Consider the following 19198-nt stretch of genomic DNA (forward strand, 5'->3'; position numbering starts at 1 on the left):
GCGGCTTGACAGCCATACAGCGTACGCCCGCCGTTCGCACTCCGGATGCCCGGGGCGGCCCCTACTCCGCCCCCGTGAGTTCCCGGTCGAACACAGTCACCAGCCGGGCACCCGCACGGCCCTTGCGGGCCTGATCCAGCCGCAGCCGAGCCGTTCGCCCCGCCAGGGCCAGCGTCATCAGCTGGTTCCCGAACCACGGCCCGCCCGTACGCCGCCAGCTCAACGGCGGCCGCCCCGTACGCCCGTGCCGCGAGAAGCCCCGACCCAGCCATCGCCCCATACGCGACCAGCCCAGCCGGAAGCCCAGCTTCACCGCCGTATGGATGGAGTTGTGCACCGGTGAGCACGTCAGCTGGAACACCCGTGCCGTGCTGGGTATGTGCGGCTCCGCCACATACGCGTGGTGCACGTCCCCCGACAGCACGCACACCGTCGACGGCGCCCGCGGCCCCGTCCCGACCTCCTCGATCAGATCGGTCAGCGCCGCGAACGAGGCCGGAAAAGCCGCCCAGTGCTCCAAATCGCTGCGCCGGCGCAGATCCTCGCCTATTCGCGCCCACCCCGGCCCCCGCTCCCCGCGGCACAGCGCGGCGTTCCACGTCTCCGCGTCGTGGATGAGCGGCGGCAACAGCCACGGCAGGGAGGACCCGATCAGCAGATGGTCGTAACCCCCGTGTCCCGCGAGCGCGTTCTCCCGGAGCCAGCCCTGCTCCGCCGGGTCCAGCATCGCCCGCCCGTCCTCGGCCAGCACCCGTGCGCCCCGGGTGTCCACCATCAGCAGCCGGGTCCGGCCGAAGTCGCGCCGGTAGCTCCAGCGCACCGAAGCCGGGTCGGTATCCGCCGCGGACGCGAAGGAGCGCAGCAGATCCGTGCCGTCAGGGGTTTGCCGTATCGCCCCGTACAGCCCGTCGGCCGCCAGTTCCGCGGGCGAGAGATTACCCAGGTGCTGGTACACCCAGTACGACATCAGCCCGCTGAGCACCCGCTCCTGCCACCACGGCGTCGACCGCATTTCCGCCAGCCAGGCCGCGCTCGTGTTCCAGTCGTCGATGACGTCGTGGTCGTCGAATATGTGCAGGCTCGGAACGGTCGACAGCAGCCAGCGGATCTCCGGATCGAGCCAGGACTCGTAGTAGAGCCGGGTGTACTCCTCGTAGTCCGCCACCTGGGCGCCGGGCGCTTCCCGCAGGTCCCGCCGGGCCGCGAGCCACTGCCGGGTCTCCCGGGACAGCGCGTCGGCATACACCTGGTCGCCGAGCAGCAGCAGGACGTCCGGCCGCACCGCCTCCGGATCGGCGGCCAGCCGCGCCGCGAGGGTGTCGAGCGCGTCCGGGCCGTGCGGGCCGTGCCGTCCGGCGGGCGGCGCGGCCTGCCGGCAGGAACCGAAGGTGACGCGCAGCCCGTCGGCCGCCGGACGGCCGGAGCCCGCCACGGCCGGGGCGGCGATCGTGCTCGGGGGGAAGCCGCTGCCGGGCAGCGGCCACACCCGCACGCCGTCGAGCAGCACCTCGTACTCCGTCGCCCTCCCCGGAGTCAGGCCCGTCACCGGCACCAGCGCGTAGTGGTGCCCGGCGATCTGGAAGCTGCGAACACTGCCGCCCGCCCCGTCGGCGCACCGCACCTCCGCCTCGCACGGGCGGTCCGCCTCGACCCATATGGTGGCGGACCCGCCCGTGTCCCAGTCGACGTAGCGCAGCAGCGGCCCCAGACGCAGTCCGGCCATGGAACTCCCCCTCCTCCGTAGCGCCTTCGATCACGGTACGACGGCGAGGGGGAGCGCCGCCTCCCCCTGGCGGGGGAGATCATCGGCCGGCGGCCGTCAGCGGAGTATCGGCGGCCGTCAGCAGAGTGTCGGCGGGCGCCAGGAACGAGTTGGCGGGCGCCAGGAGCGAGTTGGCGGCCGCCAGGAGCGAGCCGGCGGCGCCAGGAGCGCGTCGGTGCCGGCCTCAGCAGCCGTTGAGGCTGTTGACCAGTGCCGTCTTCTCGCCGGAGTCCATGCTCAGGCCCCAGTACTGCTTCACGTGGACCCACATGCGCGCGTACGTACAGCGGTAGGCGGTCCGCGGCGGCATCCACTTGCCGGGGTCGAGGTCGCCCTTGGCCTGGTTGACGTTGTCGGTGACCGCGATGAGCTGCGGGCGGGTGAGGTCGTTGGCGAACTGCTGGCGCTTGGACGTGGTCCAGGAGTTGGCGCCGGAGCGCCAGGCCTCGGCGAGCGGGACCACGTGGTCGATGTCGAGGTCGGAGGCGGCGGTCCAGGTGGCGCCGTCGTACTCGGAGTACCAGCTTCCGCTCACGGCGGCGCACGCGGAGTCCTGGACGACGCTGACGCCGTCCCGCTTGAGGACGGTCTCGCGGGTGTTGCACGCGCCGGAGATGGTGCTCCAGTGCGGGAAGAGGTCGCGGCTGTAGCCGGAGGTGGACCCTTCGGCCCGCGGCGTCACGGTCGCCAGGTACGAGCGGGCTGCCGCGGCGCTGATGGGGGTGGGCGGGGCGGCCTGGGCGGTCGGGGCGTTGACGAGGGAGGTGAGGGAAGCGAGGGCGACCGCTGACGCGAACACGCCAATTCGACGCGCGTAGACGGTGGGTATGAGTGCCATGAGGGGCTCCCTGGATGCGGGGGGACGTGGGCCGTGCGGCCCCGGAGGGGCGCGGCCATGGTTGCGGCGCCAGGTTTCGCGGGGGTGGGCGCCAGGTGACAGCGTGGCGACATGGGCACGTCACATCAAGTGGCGCAACAAGGCCCACTCAAACGGAAGTTGAGATTCCGTGGCGGGGGGTGGGGGGCGTTGGGTGGGGGTGGGGGCGGGGGGATGGCGGTGTCGGTGCGGGGTAGTGGGGATTGGCGGCGAGCAGGGGAGCCCGGCAAGTGCGGGACCAAGGGCCTATTCCGGACACCCGCGAGCGTCGCGTACCCTGATGGAGCAGAAGGGGAGTAGCTCTTCGCCGGACCGTCGACATACTGCTGGGTCACCCCAGCCGGCGCCCGGAGGCAGGCCGCGCACAGCGGTTCGGCCAGCGAGACCTTCGGCCGCAGTGTCCTGTCCATGCATAGGCGCGTTCGTTCGTATTCACGTACGCGCACGCGCAAGCCCAGGGCGCCGCCGAGCCGAAGCGACCCCTGACACACCCCAGGTCTCTCGGTCCCGATGGCGTCCTGCCCGACCGATTGAGGTTTCACCGCAGTGTTCAGCTTCAGCGTCACGGCGATCGCCTTCGGCGTCGTCTTCCTCGCCGAACTCCCCGACAAGACGGCCCTCGCCGGCCTGATGCTCGGCACCCGCTACCGCGCCTCCTATGTCTTCGCCGGCGTAGCCGCCGCCTTCGCCGTGCATGTGGCCCTCGCCATCGCGGCGGGAAGTGTGCTCACGCTGCTCCCGCACCGGCTCGTCCAGGCCGTCGTCGGCGTCCTCTTCCTCGCGGGCGCGGCCATGCTGCTCCTGAAGAAGGACGACGGCGAGGAGGCGGTCAAGCCGCCCGCCGACCAGTCCTTCTGGAAGGTCTCCGGCGCCGGATTCATGCTGATCCTCGTGGCGGAGTTCGGTGACCTGACCCAGATCATGACCGCCAACCTCGCCGCGCGGTACGACAACGCGGTCTCGGTCGGCGTCGGCGCGGTCCTCGCCCTGTGGGCGGTCGCGGGCATCGGCATCCTGGGTGGGCGCACCCTGATGAAGTACGTGCCGCTGCGCCTGATCACCAAGGTCGCGGCGGCAGTGATGGCGGCGCTGGCCGCGTTCTCGCTGTACGAGGCGATCGCGGGGTGAGCGGGCCCCGACTGTCGGGTGCCTGCGGGACTTGAGGCCGAGGCTGGAACTCGTGGGGGGCTTGGCGGGGGGCCTGGGTCGGCGGGGCGGTCTTGGGGTGGGGGTGTTGGTGATGGTGGGGGTGGGGACGTTGGTGGTGGCGGCGGGTGCGGTGGGTCGACGGGCTTCGGATGGTGCTCGTCTGATCGAGGAATACACCCCGCCACGATGGCCACGCGGACTTCCTGCGCGAGCGGATCGACGGTGGGGGCGGGCGGGGCGGGGCTTCGGGTGCCGGGACGTCGGCTGGGCGGTGGCAGGGAAGTGGGGCGGGGGCTTCGGGGGGTGGGGGCCACTTGCTCGGCGTCGGGGGAGTGGGGCGGAACTTCGGAGGGCAAGTCCCCGGCGAGGCGGTGGCAGGGAAGTGGGGCGGGGGCTACGGGCAGCAGGACCCCAGCGAGGCGGCGGGAGGGAAGTGGGGCGGGGCTTCGGAGGGGCGGGAGCCGCTTACTCCGGATCAGGGTGGGGCTGGGGGTTTCCCGTCCGTCCCATCGTCTTCCGGGTCGGGCCGGTCCCTCAAGGGCGCTCCTTCGTCGCGTCGCTTCGCGATGGCCTTCGGCCACCCTTGACCGACCGACCCGACCCGGAACATTCGAGGACAGACGGGAAGCCCCCAAAAGAACGGTCACCGGTGTTCAGAGTCAGGGGCGGCCACATCAGGGATGCGGGGGCACGGTTCCCCGCAGGGCCAGCCGAGCCACCTCACCGCCCCCGGTCAGCGGTGGGGGCGCGGGCACGGGCAGACACCCACACGGCCCCGCATGGAAGAGATTCCGGGTCGGGCGGGCCCAGCCCGCACCCGGCAGCGACCAGAGAGCCCTCGGGATCAGCCAGGCGGGCAGACGCGTCAGATCGCTACGCGCTTCTCGCCACCAAGCGTCCGGCAGCCGTCTGGGGCTGGACATAAGCCGCCCACGATCACAGCAGACGTCTCCCGGCACGCGGCAGCGGGCAGACGCATCAGATCGCTACGCGCTTCTCGCCACCAAGCGTCCGGCGCCCGCCTGGGGCTGGACAAAATCCGCCCACGATCACTGCAGACGTCCCCCCGGACGCGGCTGCGGGCAGACGCGTCAGATCGCTATGCGCTTCTCACGGCCAAGCGTCCGGCGCCCGTCTGGGGCTGGACAAAATCCGCCCACGATCACTGCAGACGTCCCCCCGGACGCGGCTGCGGGCAGACGCGTCAGATCGCTACGCGCTTCTCCCGGCCAGGCGTCCGGCGCCCGTCTGGGGCTGGACCAAAGCCGCCCACGATCACTGCAGACGTCCCAGGGACGCGACAGCGGGCACTTTGCCCCCATTTGGATGCGAGTTGAGAGTGAGTGGATCACTTCCCGGAGCGGGAGACCGAGAAATCCGGCACCACACTCCCCCAGCCGTCCTTTTGTGCCCCCGCACTACCCGCACGGCGCCCGCCAGCGTGCCCGCAAGGCGCCCCCCGCCAGCGCGCCCGCCCGGCACCCGCCCGGCGCCCACCACCGGCCTCTTCTGCTCTTTTGTGGTGCCGGCAGACGTCGTCCGCGCCCCCAACTACCTACAGGCGCCTGACGGGAGTGCTCAGGTGAGGGGTCGGGCGGCTTATGACCAGCCACATGCCGGGGTGGTCGCCGCCGGGTCACCTCAGCTGTGTAGCGATTGGTGGCGGCCTGTTCCCAGCCCCAGACGGGCGCCGGACGCCGAGACGTGAGGAGCGCGTAGCGATTTGCCGCGCCCCCGCTCCCGATCGGCTGCTGGTCGCTGTCTGGGGTGGGTGGGGCTGGTGCCCGCGCCCCCACCGCTGACCGGGGGCGGTGATGGGATTTGGCCGGCGCCCGGGGAACCGGGCACCCGCATCCCTGATGTGCCCGCCCCTGACTCTGAACACTGGTGACCGTTCTTTTGGGGGCTTCCCGTCTGTCCTCGAATGTTCCGGGTCGGGCCGGTCGGTCAAGGGTGGCCGAAGGCCATCGCGAAGCGACGCGACGAAGGAGCGCCCTTGAGGGACCGGCCCGACCCGGAAGACGATGGGACGGACGGGAAACCCCCAGCCCCACCCTGATCCGGAGTGAGTGGCTCCCGCACCACCGAAGCCCCGCCCCACTTCCCTGCCGCCGCCTCGCTGGGGTCCTGCTGCCCGTAGCCTCGCCGCGCGACGGGATTCCGTCCGTCCGGTGGCCCTGCTCCCTGAGCTGCCCGGCGCCTCCGCAGCTCCCGCACCTCCCGCAGCCCCGGTGCCGTCCGGCGCTCCCGCAGCTCCCGGCGCCTCCGGACCCGCCCGGAGCCCCGGCGTCCCCGCCCCTACCTCCCCGATGTGACGGTGAGCTGGATCGAGCCGTCGGGGGTGGTCGTGATGTGGAGTGGGGTCAGGTCCGGGACGTGGGTCGTGGGGGTGTGGGCTGCCGCGCGGGGGCCTACGCCGATCACGCGCATGCCCGCCGCCCGGCCGGCGGCGATGCCTGCGGCCGAGTCCTCGAACACGATGCAGTCGGCCGGGTCCACGCCCAGTGCGGCGGCGCCCTTGAGGAAGCCCTCGGGGTCGGGCTTGCTGGCCTGGACGGACTCGGCCGTGACGCGTATGCCGGGCATCGGCAGGCCGGCGGCGGACATCCGGGCCGTGGCCAGGGCGGCGTCGGCGGATGTGACCAGGGCGTGCGGCAGGCCGTCGATCGCGGCCATGAACTCCGGGGCGCCCGCGACCGGGACCACGCCGTCGGTGTCGGCGGTCTCGCGGGCCAGCATCACGGCGTTCTCCGCGTGGTTGACCTCCATCGGACGGTCCGGCAGCAGGACGGCCATGGTGGCGTACCCCTGGCGGCCGTGGACCACCTTGAGGGCCTCGTGCGGGTCCAGCCCGTGGGACACCGCCCAGTCGCGCCAGCAGCGCTCGACCACCGCGTCGGAATTGACGATGGTGCCGTCCATGTCCAGGAGCAGGGCCTTGGCGGTGAGGACGACGGGCGCGGTGGTGGTGCTGGCCGACATCGGCGGTGCTCCAGACGGGGCGGGAGAAGAGAACAAGTGGTTCCGCCCACCGGTCAGGGAGTGAAGGCGGAACCACTTTGTTCCTCCACGATACAAAAGAGGAGCGGTCCGCGCCAACCTGGCGTCGTGTGAGCCGTGTCCCTAACCCTCCAGTGCCTTCCGGGTCGCAGGGCCGTAGACGCCCCACTCGTCCTCGTCGATGTTGTTGTCGTACTGGAACGTCGACACGGCGTTTTCCACTCGCCAGTCGAACTTCCCGTTGATCTTGTACGTGAACAGGCCTCTTGCCGCCAGCAGCCGCTGCAGCTTCTCCACCTCCGAGCCCGAGTCCCCGTACCGGAGGGTCGGTGCCTGCGGAGGCGGCGGCGTGGGGCTGGGGGCGCGGGGCGGGGTCGGAGACGGGCTCGGGGAAGGGGGCGTCGACGAACGGGACGCGCTCGGTGAGGGGGACGGCGACGTCGACTTCGAGGCGCTCGGCGACGGTGAGGGCGAGACCGACGGGGACGGGCCGGTCGTCCCGGGGGCGGGCGTCCGGGACGGCTCGGCCGGGACCGGGCTCGTCACGGGCGCCGACGCCTGTGCGTCCAGCAGGGCCGTGTCGCTCCCGGCGGAGCTCGGCAGCGCCCACAGCGCCACGGCGGTACCACCGAGGGCGACCACCGCGATGGCGGCGATCAGGAGCGGCAGCAGCCGCCGGAAGCCCGGGCCGGTCCGCTTCTCCGGGCCCCCGCCCCCGCCCCCACCCCCGCCCCCGCCCTCTCGTTCACCCTCTCGGACGCTCGCTCCTCCGCCCTCTGCGCCGCCGGGGCTGGAGCCGGGCTCCGGGAGAGGGTGGAGCCGTGCCGTTTCGGCCGCGAGCGGCGCGGGCGCCGGGCCGTCCGGCCAGGGCTGCCCCGGGGCCACGGGTATCCCGTACGCCGGGGTGTCGTCCCGCGGCGGCGGAACCACCACGCGCGCCACCGGCGGCGCGGGCGCGTCGTCGTCAGGCTCGCCCGGGTCGGGCAACGTCACGTACGGGCGGATGCGCAAGGGGTTGAAACCCGCACCCGGCGCACACCGGCAGGCGGCGCCCCGGGCACCGCAATCTGGACAGTGCTCACCGTTCACTGGAATCCCTCCCTGGGCACTGCCAGCGATTATGCAGACCCGCCGGGCGGCTTCCCACCCCCTCCGAGAGGCCATAACCGGACACACCACGCAGGATGGAGATGTTGATCCGGCCTGAGGAGGTATCGATGGCTCAGGATGTGACCAAGGACGAAGCGGCTCCGGGGCCCGGCCCGCGGAGCTCCGGGCCCGCTGGCGAACACGCCTCCCGCGAGGTGCTCGTCTCCATCGGCGCCCTGCTCCTGGGCCTGCTGATCGCCGCACTCGACCAGACCATCGTGTCGACCGCCCTGCCGACCATCGTCAGCGACCTCGGCGGCATGGCTCATCTGTCCTGGGTCGTCACCGCCTACATGCTCGCCTCCACCGCCGCCACCCCCCTGTGGGGGAAGCTCGGCGACCAGTACGGGCGTAAGAAGCTCTACCAGTACGCCATCGTCCTCTTCCTCATCGGCTCCGCCCTCTGCGGCCTCGCCCAGGACATGCCCCAACTCATCGGCTTCCGCGCCCTGCAGGGCCTCGGCGGCGGCGGACTCATCGTGCTGTCCATGGCGATCGTCGGCGACATCGTCCCGCCCCGCGAACGCGGCAAGTACCAGGGCCTCTTCGGCGGCGTCTTCGGCGCGACCAGCGTGCTCGGCCCGCTGCTGGGCGGCCTGTTCGTGGACCACCTGTCCTGGCGCTGGGTCTTCTACATCAACCTCCCGATCGGTCTCGTCGCACTCGCCGTCATCGCCGCCGCGCTGCACATCCCGGTGCGCTCCTCGAAGCACACGATCGACTACCTCGGCACCCTCCTCATCGCCTCCGTCGCCACCTGCCTCGTGCTGGTGGCCTCACTCGGTGGCACCACCTGGGCCTGGGGCTCGGCCCAGATCATCGGCCTCGCCGTCCTCGGCCTGGTGCTCCTCGTCGCATTCGTCCTCGTGGAGCGCAAGGCCGCCGAACCCGTCCTGCCGCTGAAACTGTTCCGCATCCGCACCTTCACCCTCTGCTCGGTGATCAGCTTCGTCGTCGGCTTCGCGATGTTCGGCGCGATGGTTTACCTGCCGACCTTCCTCCAGGTCGTCCAGGGCGTCTCCCCGACCATGTCTGGCGTACACATGCTGCCGATGGTCCTCGGCATGCTGATCGCCTCCACGGCCTCCGGCCAGATCGTCAGCCGCACCGGCCGGTGGAAGGTCTTCCCCCTCGCCGGCACCGCCGTCACCGCCCTGGGTCTGCTCCTCCTGCACCAGTTGCACCGCACCAGCTCCACCTGGGAGATGAGCGCCTACTTCTTCGTCTTCGGCGCGGGACTCGGCCTCGTCATGCAGGTGCTCGTACTGGTGGTGCAGAACGCCGTCAGCTATGCCGACCTCGGCGTCGCCACCTCCGGTGCCACCTTCTTCCGCTCCATCGGCGCCTCCTTCGGCGTCGCGATCTTCGGCACCGTCTTCACCAACCAGCTCGACGACAAACTCGGCGCCGCCCTCAAGGGCGTCACCCTGCCGCCCGGCGCGAGCGCCGCCGAGCTGGAGGCCGACCCGCGGGCCATCGGCGCACTCCCCGCCGAGCTGCGCCCCCGGGTGCTCGACGCCTACGCCACCTCCATCACGGACGTCTTCCTCTACGCCGTGCCGATCGTCCTCATCGCCTTCGTGGTCGCCTGCTTCCTCAAGGAGGACAAGCTCCGCGCCTCGGTCACCGCGCCCGATGTGACCGAGACCCTCGCCTCCAACCCCGTCGAGCGCTCGTCCCGCGACGAGGTCGCCCGCGCGCTGTCGGTCCTCGGCACCAGGGAGGGCCGCCGGCACGTCTACGAGAAGATCACCGAGAAGGCGGGCTACGACCTGCTGCCCGCCGCGAGCTGGATGCTGCTGCGGATCAACAAGTACGGCTCCGCTGAGCCGGCGATGCTCGCCGAGCGCACCGTCGTGCCGCTGAAGGCCATCACGGACGCCGCCCGCCAGACCGAGGAGCGCGGGCTCGCCGTACGGGACGGGCTGGCGCTGGTCCTGACCGACAAGGGGCGCGAGGCGGCCGCCAAGCTCGCCGCCGCCCGGCAGGAGTCCCTCGCCGACCTGCTCGGCGACTGGTGGGGTCCGGACCGGCCGACCGACCTGGTCAAGCTGGTCCACGAGATCAACGCCGAGCTCTGCGGATCCGACGCCGAGGAGCCCTACGGCGCCGCCCCGCGGCGGGACCACGCCGCACGTTAGGCCGCCGCTCCGGACTGAGTGCCTGGCCGGGGCCGGGCCGGGGTCGGGCCGGATCGGACGGGGCCGGATGGAAGAGGCTGGTCGGACCGGATCAGGCCGCGTCAGACCAGGCGCTTCTCGAACCAGTGCTCCGCATACGGGCCCGAGTTGTAGGCGGGTATCTCCGCGTAGCCGTGCCGCGCGTACAACGCCCGGGCCTCCACCAGATCCGACCGGGTGTCCAGCCGGATCCGCTCGGCGCCCAGCGCACGGGCCTGCGCCTCCAGGACTTCGAGCAGAGCCGCCCCGCCGCCGGTACCGCGGGCGCGCTGGTCGACGTACACCCTGGTGAGCTCGGCGGTGACGGGGTCGAGCAGGCGTATCCCGCCGCAGGCCAGGGCCTCGCCGCCCCGTCTGCCGACCACGAACTGGCCCGTCGGCGGGACCAGGCCGTCATCGGGGAAGTCCAGGAGCCCCTGATCGATCTCGGCCTCGGTGACGGTCCGTTTCCAGTACCGGCCGGCGACCTCGGCGTAGTACGCGCGCCGCAGGACCGTGGCATCGGGGGTGGTGTAGGGCTCGGGGGCCACGGTCCAGGTGTGTGTGCGGTGTTCGCTGTGAGTGGTCATGACGACATTGTGGAGTTGGTCGCGGATCTCCCGCGTGGAATATCCACAGGGACGGGCCGATGATAGGAAAAAAGGGCAAACCGTGCGTACCTGGAGGGTGTGAAACACCATGTCCGAGCATCCCGACTGTGCCCTGATCCGCCGCGGCTACGAGGCCTTCGGCAAGGGCGACATGGAAACGCTGAGCACGCTGTTCACGGCCGACGCCATCCACCACATGCCCGGCAACAACCCGCTGTCCGGGCACCACAAGGGCCGGGAGAACGTCATGGACCTCTACCGCCGGCTCGCCGAGGAGACGAAGGGCACCTACCAGGTGCACCTGGAAGCGGTGCTGGCGGACGGGCGGGGACACGTGATGAGCTTCCACACCGCGCGCGGTGACCGAGGCGACCGTGGCATCGAGATCCGCGAGGGGCTCTTCTTCACCATCGTCGGCGGGAAGATCACCGACATCGACGCGTGCACCGCGGACATCGACGAGGCAGACGCCTTCTGGAGCTGAGCCGGTCGACTGAGCCGGTCGACCGAGCCGACAGGCGGATCTGACCGAGTACGTCGACACATCTACAGATGCCGCCGACTGGTGCAGCTGACAGACATGGCCGACAGACACGCCCGGCAGAGCCCGCGGAGCCCGCAAACCCCGCAGAGAAGAGGCCCGGAGCGCGTGCCCCGGGCCTCCCGCCGCGTCAGGACTTCTTCGGCGCCGCCTGCTGCACGACCTCGAACGACCACACCGACGACGCGGAAGCCGCCGGCTTCGGCCGCTCACCGCCACCGCCCGCGCCGCCACCGGCACCACCCTGGTGAGCGGCCTTCATCGGCCCCTCCATCCACGCCTGGAAGTCCTCCTCGGACCGCCACCGCGTGTAGACCAGGTACTGGTCGGTGCCCTCCACGGGGCGCAGCAGCTCGAACCACTCGAATCCGTCCGAGCCCTCCACAGCCCCCGCCCGCGAGGCGAAGCGCTGCTCCAGCACCTCCCGCTGCTCGGCGGGAACGGTCAGCGCGTTGATCTTCACGATGCTCATGCGGGCCATCCTAGGGATCCCGCGCGGGATATCGTCGTTCAGGTAATGGACCGGGGCACGAAACGTGGCAGCCAGGCAGAGTCAGGGTTGCGGTCGACAGGGCGGGAGGCCGGCGAGGCGTGGCTAACGCGGCGGAGCACAGCAGTGCGAACGGACATGCCGGGGTCATAGGCGGTAGCGGCAGGCTCGGAGCGGCGCGCCTCCTCCTGTGGGCGCTGGCAGGCGCCCTCGCCGTCAGACAGGCCGCCGCCGTGCTGCGCGTTCCACCGGGTGAGTGGCTGAGCGGCCTCCACCTTCCCGGCGGCCTGCCCGGCTCGCTCTACGACGGCGGCCAGTTCACCGGCACCCCGTTCGCCGGGCTGGTCCTCAAGCCACTGCTCGGCCTCGCCGCGCCGTCGCTGGAGGTCGCCTGGATCTGCGCGACCCTGCTGTTCGTCGCCGCCATCGGACTCGTCGCCGCGCGCGGCCTGCCCGACCCCGTGCCCCGCCGCACCGCCCTGCTCGCCGCGCCCGTGCTGACCGCCCTGATGATGGTCTCGCTGCCCGTCCGCGAGGCCGCCCCGCCCGGCCGGACCGCCGTCCTGCCCGTGCTGCTGGTGCTGCTGGCCGTCTTCCGCGTGCCCGGCGAACGCCCGGCCGGCTTCCTCATCGGTCTCGCCGCCGCCCTCCAGCCCGCCCTGCTGCTCTTCGCCCCGTTGCTGTGGCTCACTGGCCGCCGCCCGACGGCCGGGTCCGCCGCCGTGACCTTCGTCGGAGCCACCGCCCTGTCCTGGGCGGCGACGCCCCGCGACTCCTGGACTTACTGGGTCCAGCACATGGCCGGCACCGGCCTCGGCGTGGCTCCCGACAGCCTCGCCAACCAGTCCGTGCACGGCGCGCTGCTGCGCCTCGGCCTGACCGGACCGGCCGAGATCCTCCTGTACGTCGCACTCGCGGCCGGCCTCGCCTGGATCGGCCTGCGCCGCGCGGCCCGCTACGCCGCCGACGGCCAGTTGCTGCTCGCCGTCGCCATGACGGGCTGCGTGGCCGTCGCCGTGTCCCCGACCGGCTGGCGCCACCAGCTGCTGTGGGTGCTGCTCGCCGTCGCGGGCAAGGTCGGCCGGCGAGCCGCCGACCGGCCCGTATGGCCGGTGGCCGTGGTCCTCGCCATGACCCTGCCGAGCGACGTGCTGCTGCCGAACCTGGCCGCGCTGGCCCCCGTACGGGACAACGTGCTCCTCCTCGCCGCGCTGGCCGCCGCCTGCGCGGTACCGTTCCTGCCGCGCTCGTCGCCGTACTGGCGCGAACCCGTCCCGACGGCCTACGGGCGCCCCGCGGCCGCCCGATGGGCGCGGGTGCCGCTGCTGCCGTTCTGGCGGCGCGTGCTGTCCCGCCCCAACCTGCTGCTGGAACTCCTGCTGATACGGGTCGGCTACTCGCTCTACTCGCACATCAGGGCCGCGGCCCCCACCAGCCGTTCGCTCGCCGAGGGCAACGGCAGCCAGATCCACGGCATCGAGCGGATGCTGGGCATCGACATCGAGCACGCCGTGAACCACGCCGTCGTGAACACGCCCTGGCTGGAGGCGTTCTTCAACTTCTACTACACCTCGTTCCACTTCGTGGTCCCGCTGACGATCCTGGCGGTCCTGTACTGGCGCCGGCCGGGCGACTACCGCTGGGCGCGGGCCTCGCTCGGGCTGGCCACGGTGCTGGCGCTCATAGGGTTCTGGCTCTACCCGCTCGCACCGCCGCGCCTGATGCCCGGCCTCGGCTTCATCGACACCGTCCACGGACCGCAGGACCTGGCCAATCCGTCGTACGGGGCGATGACCGCGATCTCCAACCAGTACGCGGCGATGCCCTCGCTGCACTTCGGCTGGTCGCTGTGGTGCGGGATCGTGATCGTGGTTCTCGCGCCGAAGGGCTGGCAGAAGCTGCTGGGGGTGCTGCATCCGCTGATCACGGTGTGCGCGATCGTCGCCACCGCCAATCACTGGGTGCTCGACGCGGTGGGCGGTGCGGCCGTCGTGGCCGCCGGATTCGGGCTCGTGTGCGCGCTGTCCGGGCCGCGCAGGCTGAGCGCGAGCCTGCCTGCGCAGCGGACTGCGGGCGAGGACGGCGAGGACCGGGATCAGCCGCTTCCCATCCCGGCCGCCCGGGCGTCGCGGTAGCCCGAGAGGTCGCGCACGCGGGGCGTGGCCGGCTGGGCCGGTGGGGGAGCGGGTGCGGGTGCGGTGCTGCCTGGCCGTGGCCTGCGAGGGCCGAAGGGGCGCCGGGGCACAGTTGCCCCGGCGCCCCTTCGGCTGGATCGCCGCTGTCAGTCAGGATCGCCCCGTTCGGGCCTGGCCGCCACCTGAACGGGTGCGGGTCCGTTGCCGGGGCGCTGCCCCGGGCCCCGCGCCTCAAACGCCGGCGGGGCTGAAGGGTAGGGGCGTTGCCTCGGCCCCGGTCTTCGGGTGTCGGCGGGGCTGAAGGGTCGGGGCGCTGCCTCGGGCCCGGCGCCTCAATCGCCGGCGGGGCTGAAGGGTAGGGGCGTTGCCTCGGCCCCGGTCTTGGGGTGTCGGCGGGGCTGAAGGGTCGGGGCGCTGCCTCGGGCCCCGCGCCTCAAACGCCGGCGGGGCTGCAGATCGCCGGGCGGGACTTGAAGGTGCGCGGCGAGGTTCGAGTGTTGGCGGAGGCCGGGAGTGCCGGCGGGAGGTGCTCGCAGGGGGGAGGTGTCGGGCGCGGGACTTTGGTGCGGGGCTGGACCCTGGGCGCGGGGGCTGGGGCTGGCGGCCGGCGGACGGCAGCGGCCCGGGCGTGGGGGCCCGGGGCGTGGGGGCCGGCGGACGGCAGGGGCCGGGGTGTGGGGGCCGGCGGACGGCAGAGGCTGGGGTGTGGGGCCGGCGGACGGCACGGGCCCGGGGTGTGGGGCCGGCGGACGGCACGGGCCCGGGGTGTGGGGCCGGCGGACGGCACGGGCCCGGGCGTGGGGGCCGGTGGACGGCAGGGGCCGGGGTGTGGGGGTGGGGTGGCCCCTGCCGTCCTGGGGCGCGGGTCAGGCGTGGCTGACCCGGAGTTCTTTGATGCCGTTGAGCCAGGCCGCGCGCAGGCGGCGCGGGTCGTCGCCGGTCAGGCGGAGGTGGGGCAGGGCGTCGGCCAGGGCGTTGAAGATCAGGTCGATCTCCATGATGGCCAGGGACTTGCCGAGGCAGAAGTGCGGGCCGCCGCCGCCGAAGCCCAGGTGGGGGTTCGGGTCGCGGGTGATGTCGAAGGCGTCCGGGTTCTCGAAGACCTCGGGGTCGTGGTTGGCGGAGGAGTAGAACAGCCCCACCCGGTCGCCCGCCTTGATCTTCTGGCCGCCCAGCTCCGTGTCCTGGGTGGCGGTGCGCTGGAAGGACACCACCGGGGTGGCCCAGCGCACGATCTCCTCCGCCGCGGTGGCGGGCCGGGTGCGTTTGTAGAGCTCCCACTGGTCGGGGTGGGTGAGGAAGGCGTGCATGCCGTGGCTGATGGCGTTGCGCGTGGTCTCGTTGCCCGCGACCGCCAGGAGGAGGACGAACATGCCGAACTCGTCCGAGCCGAGGTTGCCTTGGCCCTCCGCCGCGACGAGTTGGGTGACGATGTCCTTGGCCGGGCACTCCTTGCGCTCGGCGGACAGGTTCATCGCGTAGCCGATGAGTTCCATCGCCGCGTTGGCGCCGACCTCCTCGGTGATCGCGTACTCCGGGTCGTCGTAGGCGATCATCTTGTTCGACCAGTCGAATATCTTGGCGCGGTCCTTCTGCGGTACGCCGATCAGCTCGGCGATGGCCTGCAGCGGCAGCTCGCAGGCCACCTGCGTCACGAAGTCGAAGCTGCCGTCGGCCGAGGCGGCCGTGGCCTCTTCGACGATCTTCCGGGCCCGGTCGCGCAGGGCGTTCTCCAGTCCGCGGATGGCCCGCGGTGTGAAACCGCGCTGCACGATCTGGCGTACGCGCGTGTGTTCCGGCGGATCCATGTTCAGCATGATCAGCCGCTGGGCATCTATCTGGTCACGCTGGATGTGCTCGTTGAAGCGGATGATCGCCGTGTTCGTGGTCGAGGAGAAGAGTTCCGGGTGCGTGGAGACGTACTTGACGTCCGCGTGCCGGGTCACGGCCCAGTAGCCCTCGTCGTCGAAGCCGGTGATGCCCCGCCGCTGCGGACACCACCACACGGGTGCGGTCTGGCGCAGCCGCGCGAACTCCGGCAGCGGGACCCGGCTTTGGAGCAGGTCGGGGTCGGTGGCGTCGAAGCCTTCGGGCAGCGCGGGGCATGACATCGGGCGACTCCAAAGTCTGACGGCCCATCAGAAGTTGGCTTGAAGGTAGTAACGAGTTCTAAAAGTGACAAGGGTCGGAGCGCCAACTGTTGCGTGTGGAATCCGTGCAGGGCGCGTGCAAGACCCTTGCGTGGCGGCGCATGAGGTCATAAGACTGCGGGGAGAACTAGAACGCGTACTAGTTCGGGCGGGGCGCCGGGACGGCCCGCCGCGCCGGCACAGTGCAGGAGAGGACGAGCTCATGGCCGCGGAACCCGTCATCGTCGAAGCCGTACGCACCCCCATCGGCAAGCGCGGGGGCGCGCTGGCCAACCTCCATCCCGCCTACCTGCTCGGCGAGACGTACCGCGAACTGCTCGCCCGTACCGGAATCCAGCCCGACTGCGTCGAACAGATCGTCGGCGGCACCGTCACCCACGCCGGCGAGCAGTCGATGAACCCCGCCCGCAACGCCTGGCTCGCCATGGGACTCCCGTACGAGACCGCCGCGACGACCGTGGACTGTCAGTGCGGCAGCTCCCAGCAGGCCAACCACATGGTCGCCAACATGATCTCCGGTGGGGTCATGGACATCGGCATCGCGTGCGGAGTCGAGGCCATGAGCCGCGTCCCGCTGGGCTCCGGCTCCAAGCACGGGCCGGGCAAGCCCTTCCCGGACGAGTGGAACGTCGACCTCCCGAACCAGTTCGAGGCCGCGGAGCGCATCGCCCGCCACCGGGGACTGACCCGCGAGGACGTCGACCGGCTCGGGGTGCTCTCCCAGGAGCGGGCCGCGGCAGCCTGGGCCGAGGAGCGGTTCAAGCGCGAGACCTTCGCCGTGCAGGTGCCGACGACGGAGGAGGAGCAGGCCGCCGGGCAGGGCATGTGGCGGCTCGTCGACCGCGACGAGGGCCTGCGCGATACCAGCATGGAAGCCCTGGCCCGGCTCAAGCCGGTCATGCCGACCGCCGTGCACACCGCGGGGAACTCCTCGCAGATATCCGACGGTGCCGCCGCCGTGATGTGGGCCTCCCGCAAGATGGCCCGCGCCCTCAAGCTCAGGCCGCGCGCCCGGATCGTCGCCCAGACGCTGGTCGGCGCCGACCCCCACTACCACCTGGACGGACCGATCGACGCGACACGGGCCGTGCTCGGCAAGGCGGGGATGTCGCTGAAGGACATCGACCTCGTCGAGATCAACGAGGCCTTCGCCTCCGTCGTCCTCAGTTGGGCCCAGGTCTTCGAACAGGACCTGGACAAGGTCAACGTGAACGGCGGCGGCATCGCGCTCGGCCACCCCGTGGGCGCCACCGGCGCCCGGCTCATCACGACCGCGCTGCACGAGCTGGAGCGCCGCGACAAGGAATTCGCGCTGATCACCATGTGCGCGGGCGGCGCGCTGGCGACCGGAACGATCATCCAGCGCCTGTGACGGCTCTCGTGCGACAACCGCTCGTGAGCTGCGCGCGCAGGCGCCTCTGAACCCGTGGGATGGGATGCAGAAGGCCCCGGCGGCCGGACCTGGGGAGGCCGGCCACCGGGGCCTTCGTATGTCTGCTGCTGGTTCTGCCGCCGGTGCTACCGCTGGTGGCTTAGTACCAGTGGTGGGACTGCCAGAAGTTCCAGGCGCCGACCGGGCTGCCGTAGCGCTCGTTCATGTAGTCCAGGCCCCACTTGATCTGGGTGGCCGGGTTGGTCTTCCAGTCCGAGCCCGCGGAGGACATCTTCGACGCCGGCAGGGCCTGGACCAGGCCGTACGCACCGGAGGAAGAGTTGGTCGCGGTGTGGTCCCAGCCGCTCTCGTGCGAGACGATCTTGTCGAACGCAGCGAACTGGGCCGGGTCCTTGATCATCTGCTGAGCGATCGCCTTCGCACCCGTCGGGGCGGCCTGCGCGGGAACCGCGGCCAGCATGGAACCGGCGACGCCCAGGGCGAGGACGGTACCCGTGAGGGTCTTCTTGGAAGCGGCGATGCGGCGGATGACGGAGTTGGACACGGATTGACCTTCCGTAGGGGACGAGGGCGGTCGCAGGCATGCCGAAGACATGCGTGAGCCACTCACGCGGTGGAGAGGGGTTCGTCGGCGGCGGGTGAAGCACCCGTGCCGCCCGGCGACTCATCCAGTTCTACAGACCCCCCGGGGTCGTGGCAACGAGCCCTCCTACTAGCGGTCCTCGCAGTCGGGGAGCAACGGCCCCCGGTGGGGGCGCCCCCCATCCGCGCAGGTGGGAGGCGTCATGGAGGGAGGTCATTTGCCCTGCTTGAGGGCTACTATCCCGCTTCGTGTGTGACCTGGGTCCTATGGGCCGAGTCACCGCTGAAGGCCCCGTATCTCACGTTTCGTAGCCATTCGTACCCCTTTAGGGGTGTGGTCCGGGCCACTTCCCGCCCCCGAATCGAAGGTGACGGGCGCATCGAAGGCGGCTTTCCTAGTCGCCCGGCGCAGCGCCTTGAGCAGAGCGGCGCCCAGCGTGAGCGTCAGTACGACGGTCAGCACGGCCCGGCCCAGGTCCCAGCCCACCGAGGTCGCCAGGCAGTACGCGGCGAAGCGCGCCAGGTTCGCCGCCACCGGCTCACCCGGGTGGAACGAGACGCCCTGCCCCATGCCCTGCAGGATCACCCAGCCCTGCAGGTTCATGACCGTGCCGTACGCGAACGAACCCGCGAAGCCGTACGCCGCCAGCATCAGCAGCTCCGCCCGGCCCCGGATCCGCTCCGGGCCGGGCAGCAGCCCGGCGCCCAGCGAAAACCAGCCCATGGCCAGCATCTGGAACGGCATCCACGGCCCGACCCCGCCGGTGAGCAGGGCGGACGCGAACATCGTCACCGAGCCGAGCACGAAGCCGAAGCCGGGACCGAGGACGCGGCCGCTGAGCACCATCAGGAAGAACATGGGCTCCAGGCCGGCCGTGCCCGCGCCCAGCGGTCTGAGCGCCGCCCCGACGGCGGCGAGCACGCCGAGCATCGCCACCGCCTTGGCGTCCATGCCGTTGTCGGCGACGGTCGCGACGACGACGGCGACGAGGAGGGGAAGGAGCGCGGCGAACAGCCAGGGGGCGTCCTGGGAGTGGGCGAGGCCGGACTGCCGGTCGGCGAGGAGCGGCCAGCCGAAGGCCGCGACGCCGATGAGGGTGACGAGGACCAGGGCGGCGGCGGCTCGGGGGCCGATCCGGACGGGGCGGGTCGCGGGGCGGGGCACCGGCCGGGCCGGGGGGCGGGGCACCTTGCCGGTCG

At 71.8% G+C, this 19198-nt stretch carries 14 protein-coding genes; 5 read left to right on the plus strand and 9 right to left on the minus strand.

The genetic code is table 11. The features are described from left to right. Window positions 1–61: 61 nt before the first annotated feature. Together AB0D48_RS20895 and AB0D48_RS20900 are read right to left on the minus strand one after the other, a co-directional pair. The gene (locus tag AB0D48_RS20895; RefSeq protein ID WP_362398705.1) at window positions 62–1723 is read right to left on the minus strand and encodes an alkaline phosphatase D family protein; all 1662 of its coding nucleotides are present in this window, start codon (window positions 1721–1723) and stop codon (window positions 62–64) included. 223 nt (window positions 1724–1946) lie between these two features. Further along, complete coding sequence (locus AB0D48_RS20900; RefSeq protein ID WP_362398946.1) at window positions 1947–2591, minus strand: HNH endonuclease family protein; 645 nt, start codon at window positions 2589–2591, stop codon at window positions 1947–1949. A 594-nt stretch (window positions 2592–3185) separates the two neighbouring features. On the opposite strand from AB0D48_RS20900, the gene AB0D48_RS20905 reads away from it, so the two are divergent. Beyond that, window positions 3186–3767, plus strand: coding sequence for a TMEM165/GDT1 family protein (locus tag AB0D48_RS20905; RefSeq protein ID WP_362398708.1), 582 nt, complete (start codon window positions 3186–3188; stop codon window positions 3765–3767). A 2319-nt stretch (window positions 3768–6086) separates the two neighbouring features. On the opposite strand, the gene AB0D48_RS20910 is transcribed toward AB0D48_RS20905, so the two are convergent. Together AB0D48_RS20910 and AB0D48_RS20915 are read right to left on the minus strand one after the other, a co-directional pair. Continuing rightward, the gene (locus AB0D48_RS20910; protein ID WP_362398712.1) at window positions 6087–6770 is read right to left on the minus strand and encodes an HAD-IA family hydrolase; all 684 of its coding nucleotides are present in this window, start codon (window positions 6768–6770) and stop codon (window positions 6087–6089) included. Between the two features lie 141 nt (window positions 6771–6911). Further along, complete coding sequence (locus AB0D48_RS20915; RefSeq protein ID WP_362398715.1) at window positions 6912–7781, minus strand: peptidoglycan-binding domain-containing protein; 870 nt, start codon at window positions 7779–7781, stop codon at window positions 6912–6914. 224 nt (window positions 7782–8005) lie between these two features. On the opposite strand from AB0D48_RS20915, the gene AB0D48_RS20920 reads away from it, so the two are divergent. After that, on the plus strand, window positions 8006–10078 hold the full coding sequence (locus AB0D48_RS20920) for an MFS transporter (RefSeq protein WP_362398718.1): 2073 nt from the start codon (window positions 8006–8008) through the stop codon (window positions 10076–10078). Window positions 10079–10179: 101 nt separating this feature from the next. Here AB0D48_RS20920 and AB0D48_RS20925 read toward each other — a convergent pair whose 3' ends face one another. Then, window positions 10180–10686 (minus strand): GNAT family N-acetyltransferase, encoded by a 507-nt coding sequence (locus AB0D48_RS20925; protein ID WP_362398721.1) that lies wholly within the window; start codon window positions 10684–10686, stop codon window positions 10180–10182. A 109-nt stretch (window positions 10687–10795) separates the two neighbouring features. Here AB0D48_RS20925 and AB0D48_RS20930 point away from each other — a divergent pair, with 109 nt between their 5' ends. Further along, window positions 10796–11191 carry a nuclear transport factor 2 family protein gene (locus AB0D48_RS20930; RefSeq protein WP_362398724.1) on the plus strand — a complete coding sequence of 132 codons (396 nt, stop codon included), beginning with the start codon at window positions 10796–10798 and terminating at the stop codon, window positions 11189–11191. Window positions 11192–11378: 187 nt separating this feature from the next. Here the strand turns inward: AB0D48_RS20930 and AB0D48_RS20935 are convergent, their stop codons facing one another. Next, window positions 11379–11720: an antibiotic biosynthesis monooxygenase gene (locus tag AB0D48_RS20935; protein WP_362398727.1), complete on the minus strand. Its 342-nt coding sequence runs from the start codon at window positions 11718–11720 to the stop codon at window positions 11379–11381. Window positions 11721–11839: 119 nt separating this feature from the next. Between AB0D48_RS20935 and AB0D48_RS20940 the strand changes: the two genes are divergently transcribed. Then, window positions 11840–13873 carry a bifunctional glycosyltransferase 87/phosphatase PAP2 family protein gene (locus tag AB0D48_RS20940; RefSeq protein ID WP_362398730.1) on the plus strand — a complete coding sequence of 678 codons (2034 nt, stop codon included), beginning with the start codon at window positions 11840–11842 and terminating at the stop codon, window positions 13871–13873. An 866-nt stretch (window positions 13874–14739) separates the two neighbouring features. Here AB0D48_RS20940 and AB0D48_RS20945 read toward each other — a convergent pair. Further along, a complete protein-coding gene (locus AB0D48_RS20945) occupies window positions 14740–15984 on the minus strand; it encodes a cytochrome P450 (RefSeq protein WP_362398733.1) in 1245 nt (414 codons plus the stop codon). 241 nt (window positions 15985–16225) lie between these two features. Between AB0D48_RS20945 and AB0D48_RS20950 the strand changes: the two genes are divergently transcribed. Then, window positions 16226–17395: a steroid 3-ketoacyl-CoA thiolase gene (locus AB0D48_RS20950; RefSeq protein ID WP_362398736.1), complete on the plus strand. Its 1170-nt coding sequence runs from the start codon at window positions 16226–16228 to the stop codon at window positions 17393–17395. 160 nt (window positions 17396–17555) lie between these two features. Here the strand turns inward: AB0D48_RS20950 and AB0D48_RS20955 are convergent, their stop codons facing one another. Further along, a complete protein-coding gene (locus AB0D48_RS20955; RefSeq protein WP_362398739.1) occupies window positions 17556–18011 on the minus strand; it encodes a transglycosylase SLT domain-containing protein in 456 nt (151 codons plus the stop codon). A 264-nt stretch (window positions 18012–18275) separates the two neighbouring features. Continuing rightward, window positions 18276–19163: an ECF transporter S component gene (locus tag AB0D48_RS20960; RefSeq protein WP_362398949.1), complete on the minus strand. Its 888-nt coding sequence runs from the start codon at window positions 19161–19163 to the stop codon at window positions 18276–18278. Window positions 19164–19198: the final 35 nt, after the last annotated feature.

Origin of the sequence: Streptomyces sp. NPDC048269 (genome assembly GCF_040652395.1) — a bacterium.
GTDB lineage: Bacteria > Actinomycetota > Actinomycetes > Streptomycetales > Streptomycetaceae > Streptomyces.

Coding starts and splice junctions, on each gene's coding strand:
- AB0D48_RS20895 (WP_362398705.1), bottom strand. CDS start 1,723: ATGGCCGGACTGCGTCTGGGGCCGCTGCTGCGCTACGTCGACTGGGAC.
- AB0D48_RS20910 (WP_362398712.1), bottom strand. CDS start 6,770: ATGTCGGCCAGCACCACCACCGCGCCCGTCGTCCTCACCGCCAAGGCC.
- AB0D48_RS20920 (WP_362398718.1), top strand. CDS start 8,006: ATGGCTCAGGATGTGACCAAGGACGAAGCGGCTCCGGGGCCCGGCCCG.
- AB0D48_RS20925 (WP_362398721.1), bottom strand. CDS start 10,686: ATGACCACTCACAGCGAACACCGCACACACACCTGGACCGTGGCCCCC.
- AB0D48_RS20930 (WP_362398724.1), top strand. CDS start 10,796: ATGTCCGAGCATCCCGACTGTGCCCTGATCCGCCGCGGCTACGAGGCC.
- AB0D48_RS20935 (WP_362398727.1), bottom strand. CDS start 11,720: ATGAGCATCGTGAAGATCAACGCGCTGACCGTTCCCGCCGAGCAGCGG.
- AB0D48_RS20945 (WP_362398733.1), bottom strand. CDS start 15,984: ATGTCATGCCCCGCGCTGCCCGAAGGCTTCGACGCCACCGACCCCGAC.
- AB0D48_RS20950 (WP_362398736.1), top strand. CDS start 16,226: ATGGCCGCGGAACCCGTCATCGTCGAAGCCGTACGCACCCCCATCGGC.
- AB0D48_RS20955 (WP_362398739.1), bottom strand. CDS start 18,011: ATGTCTTCGGCATGCCTGCGACCGCCCTCGTCCCCTACGGAAGGTCAA.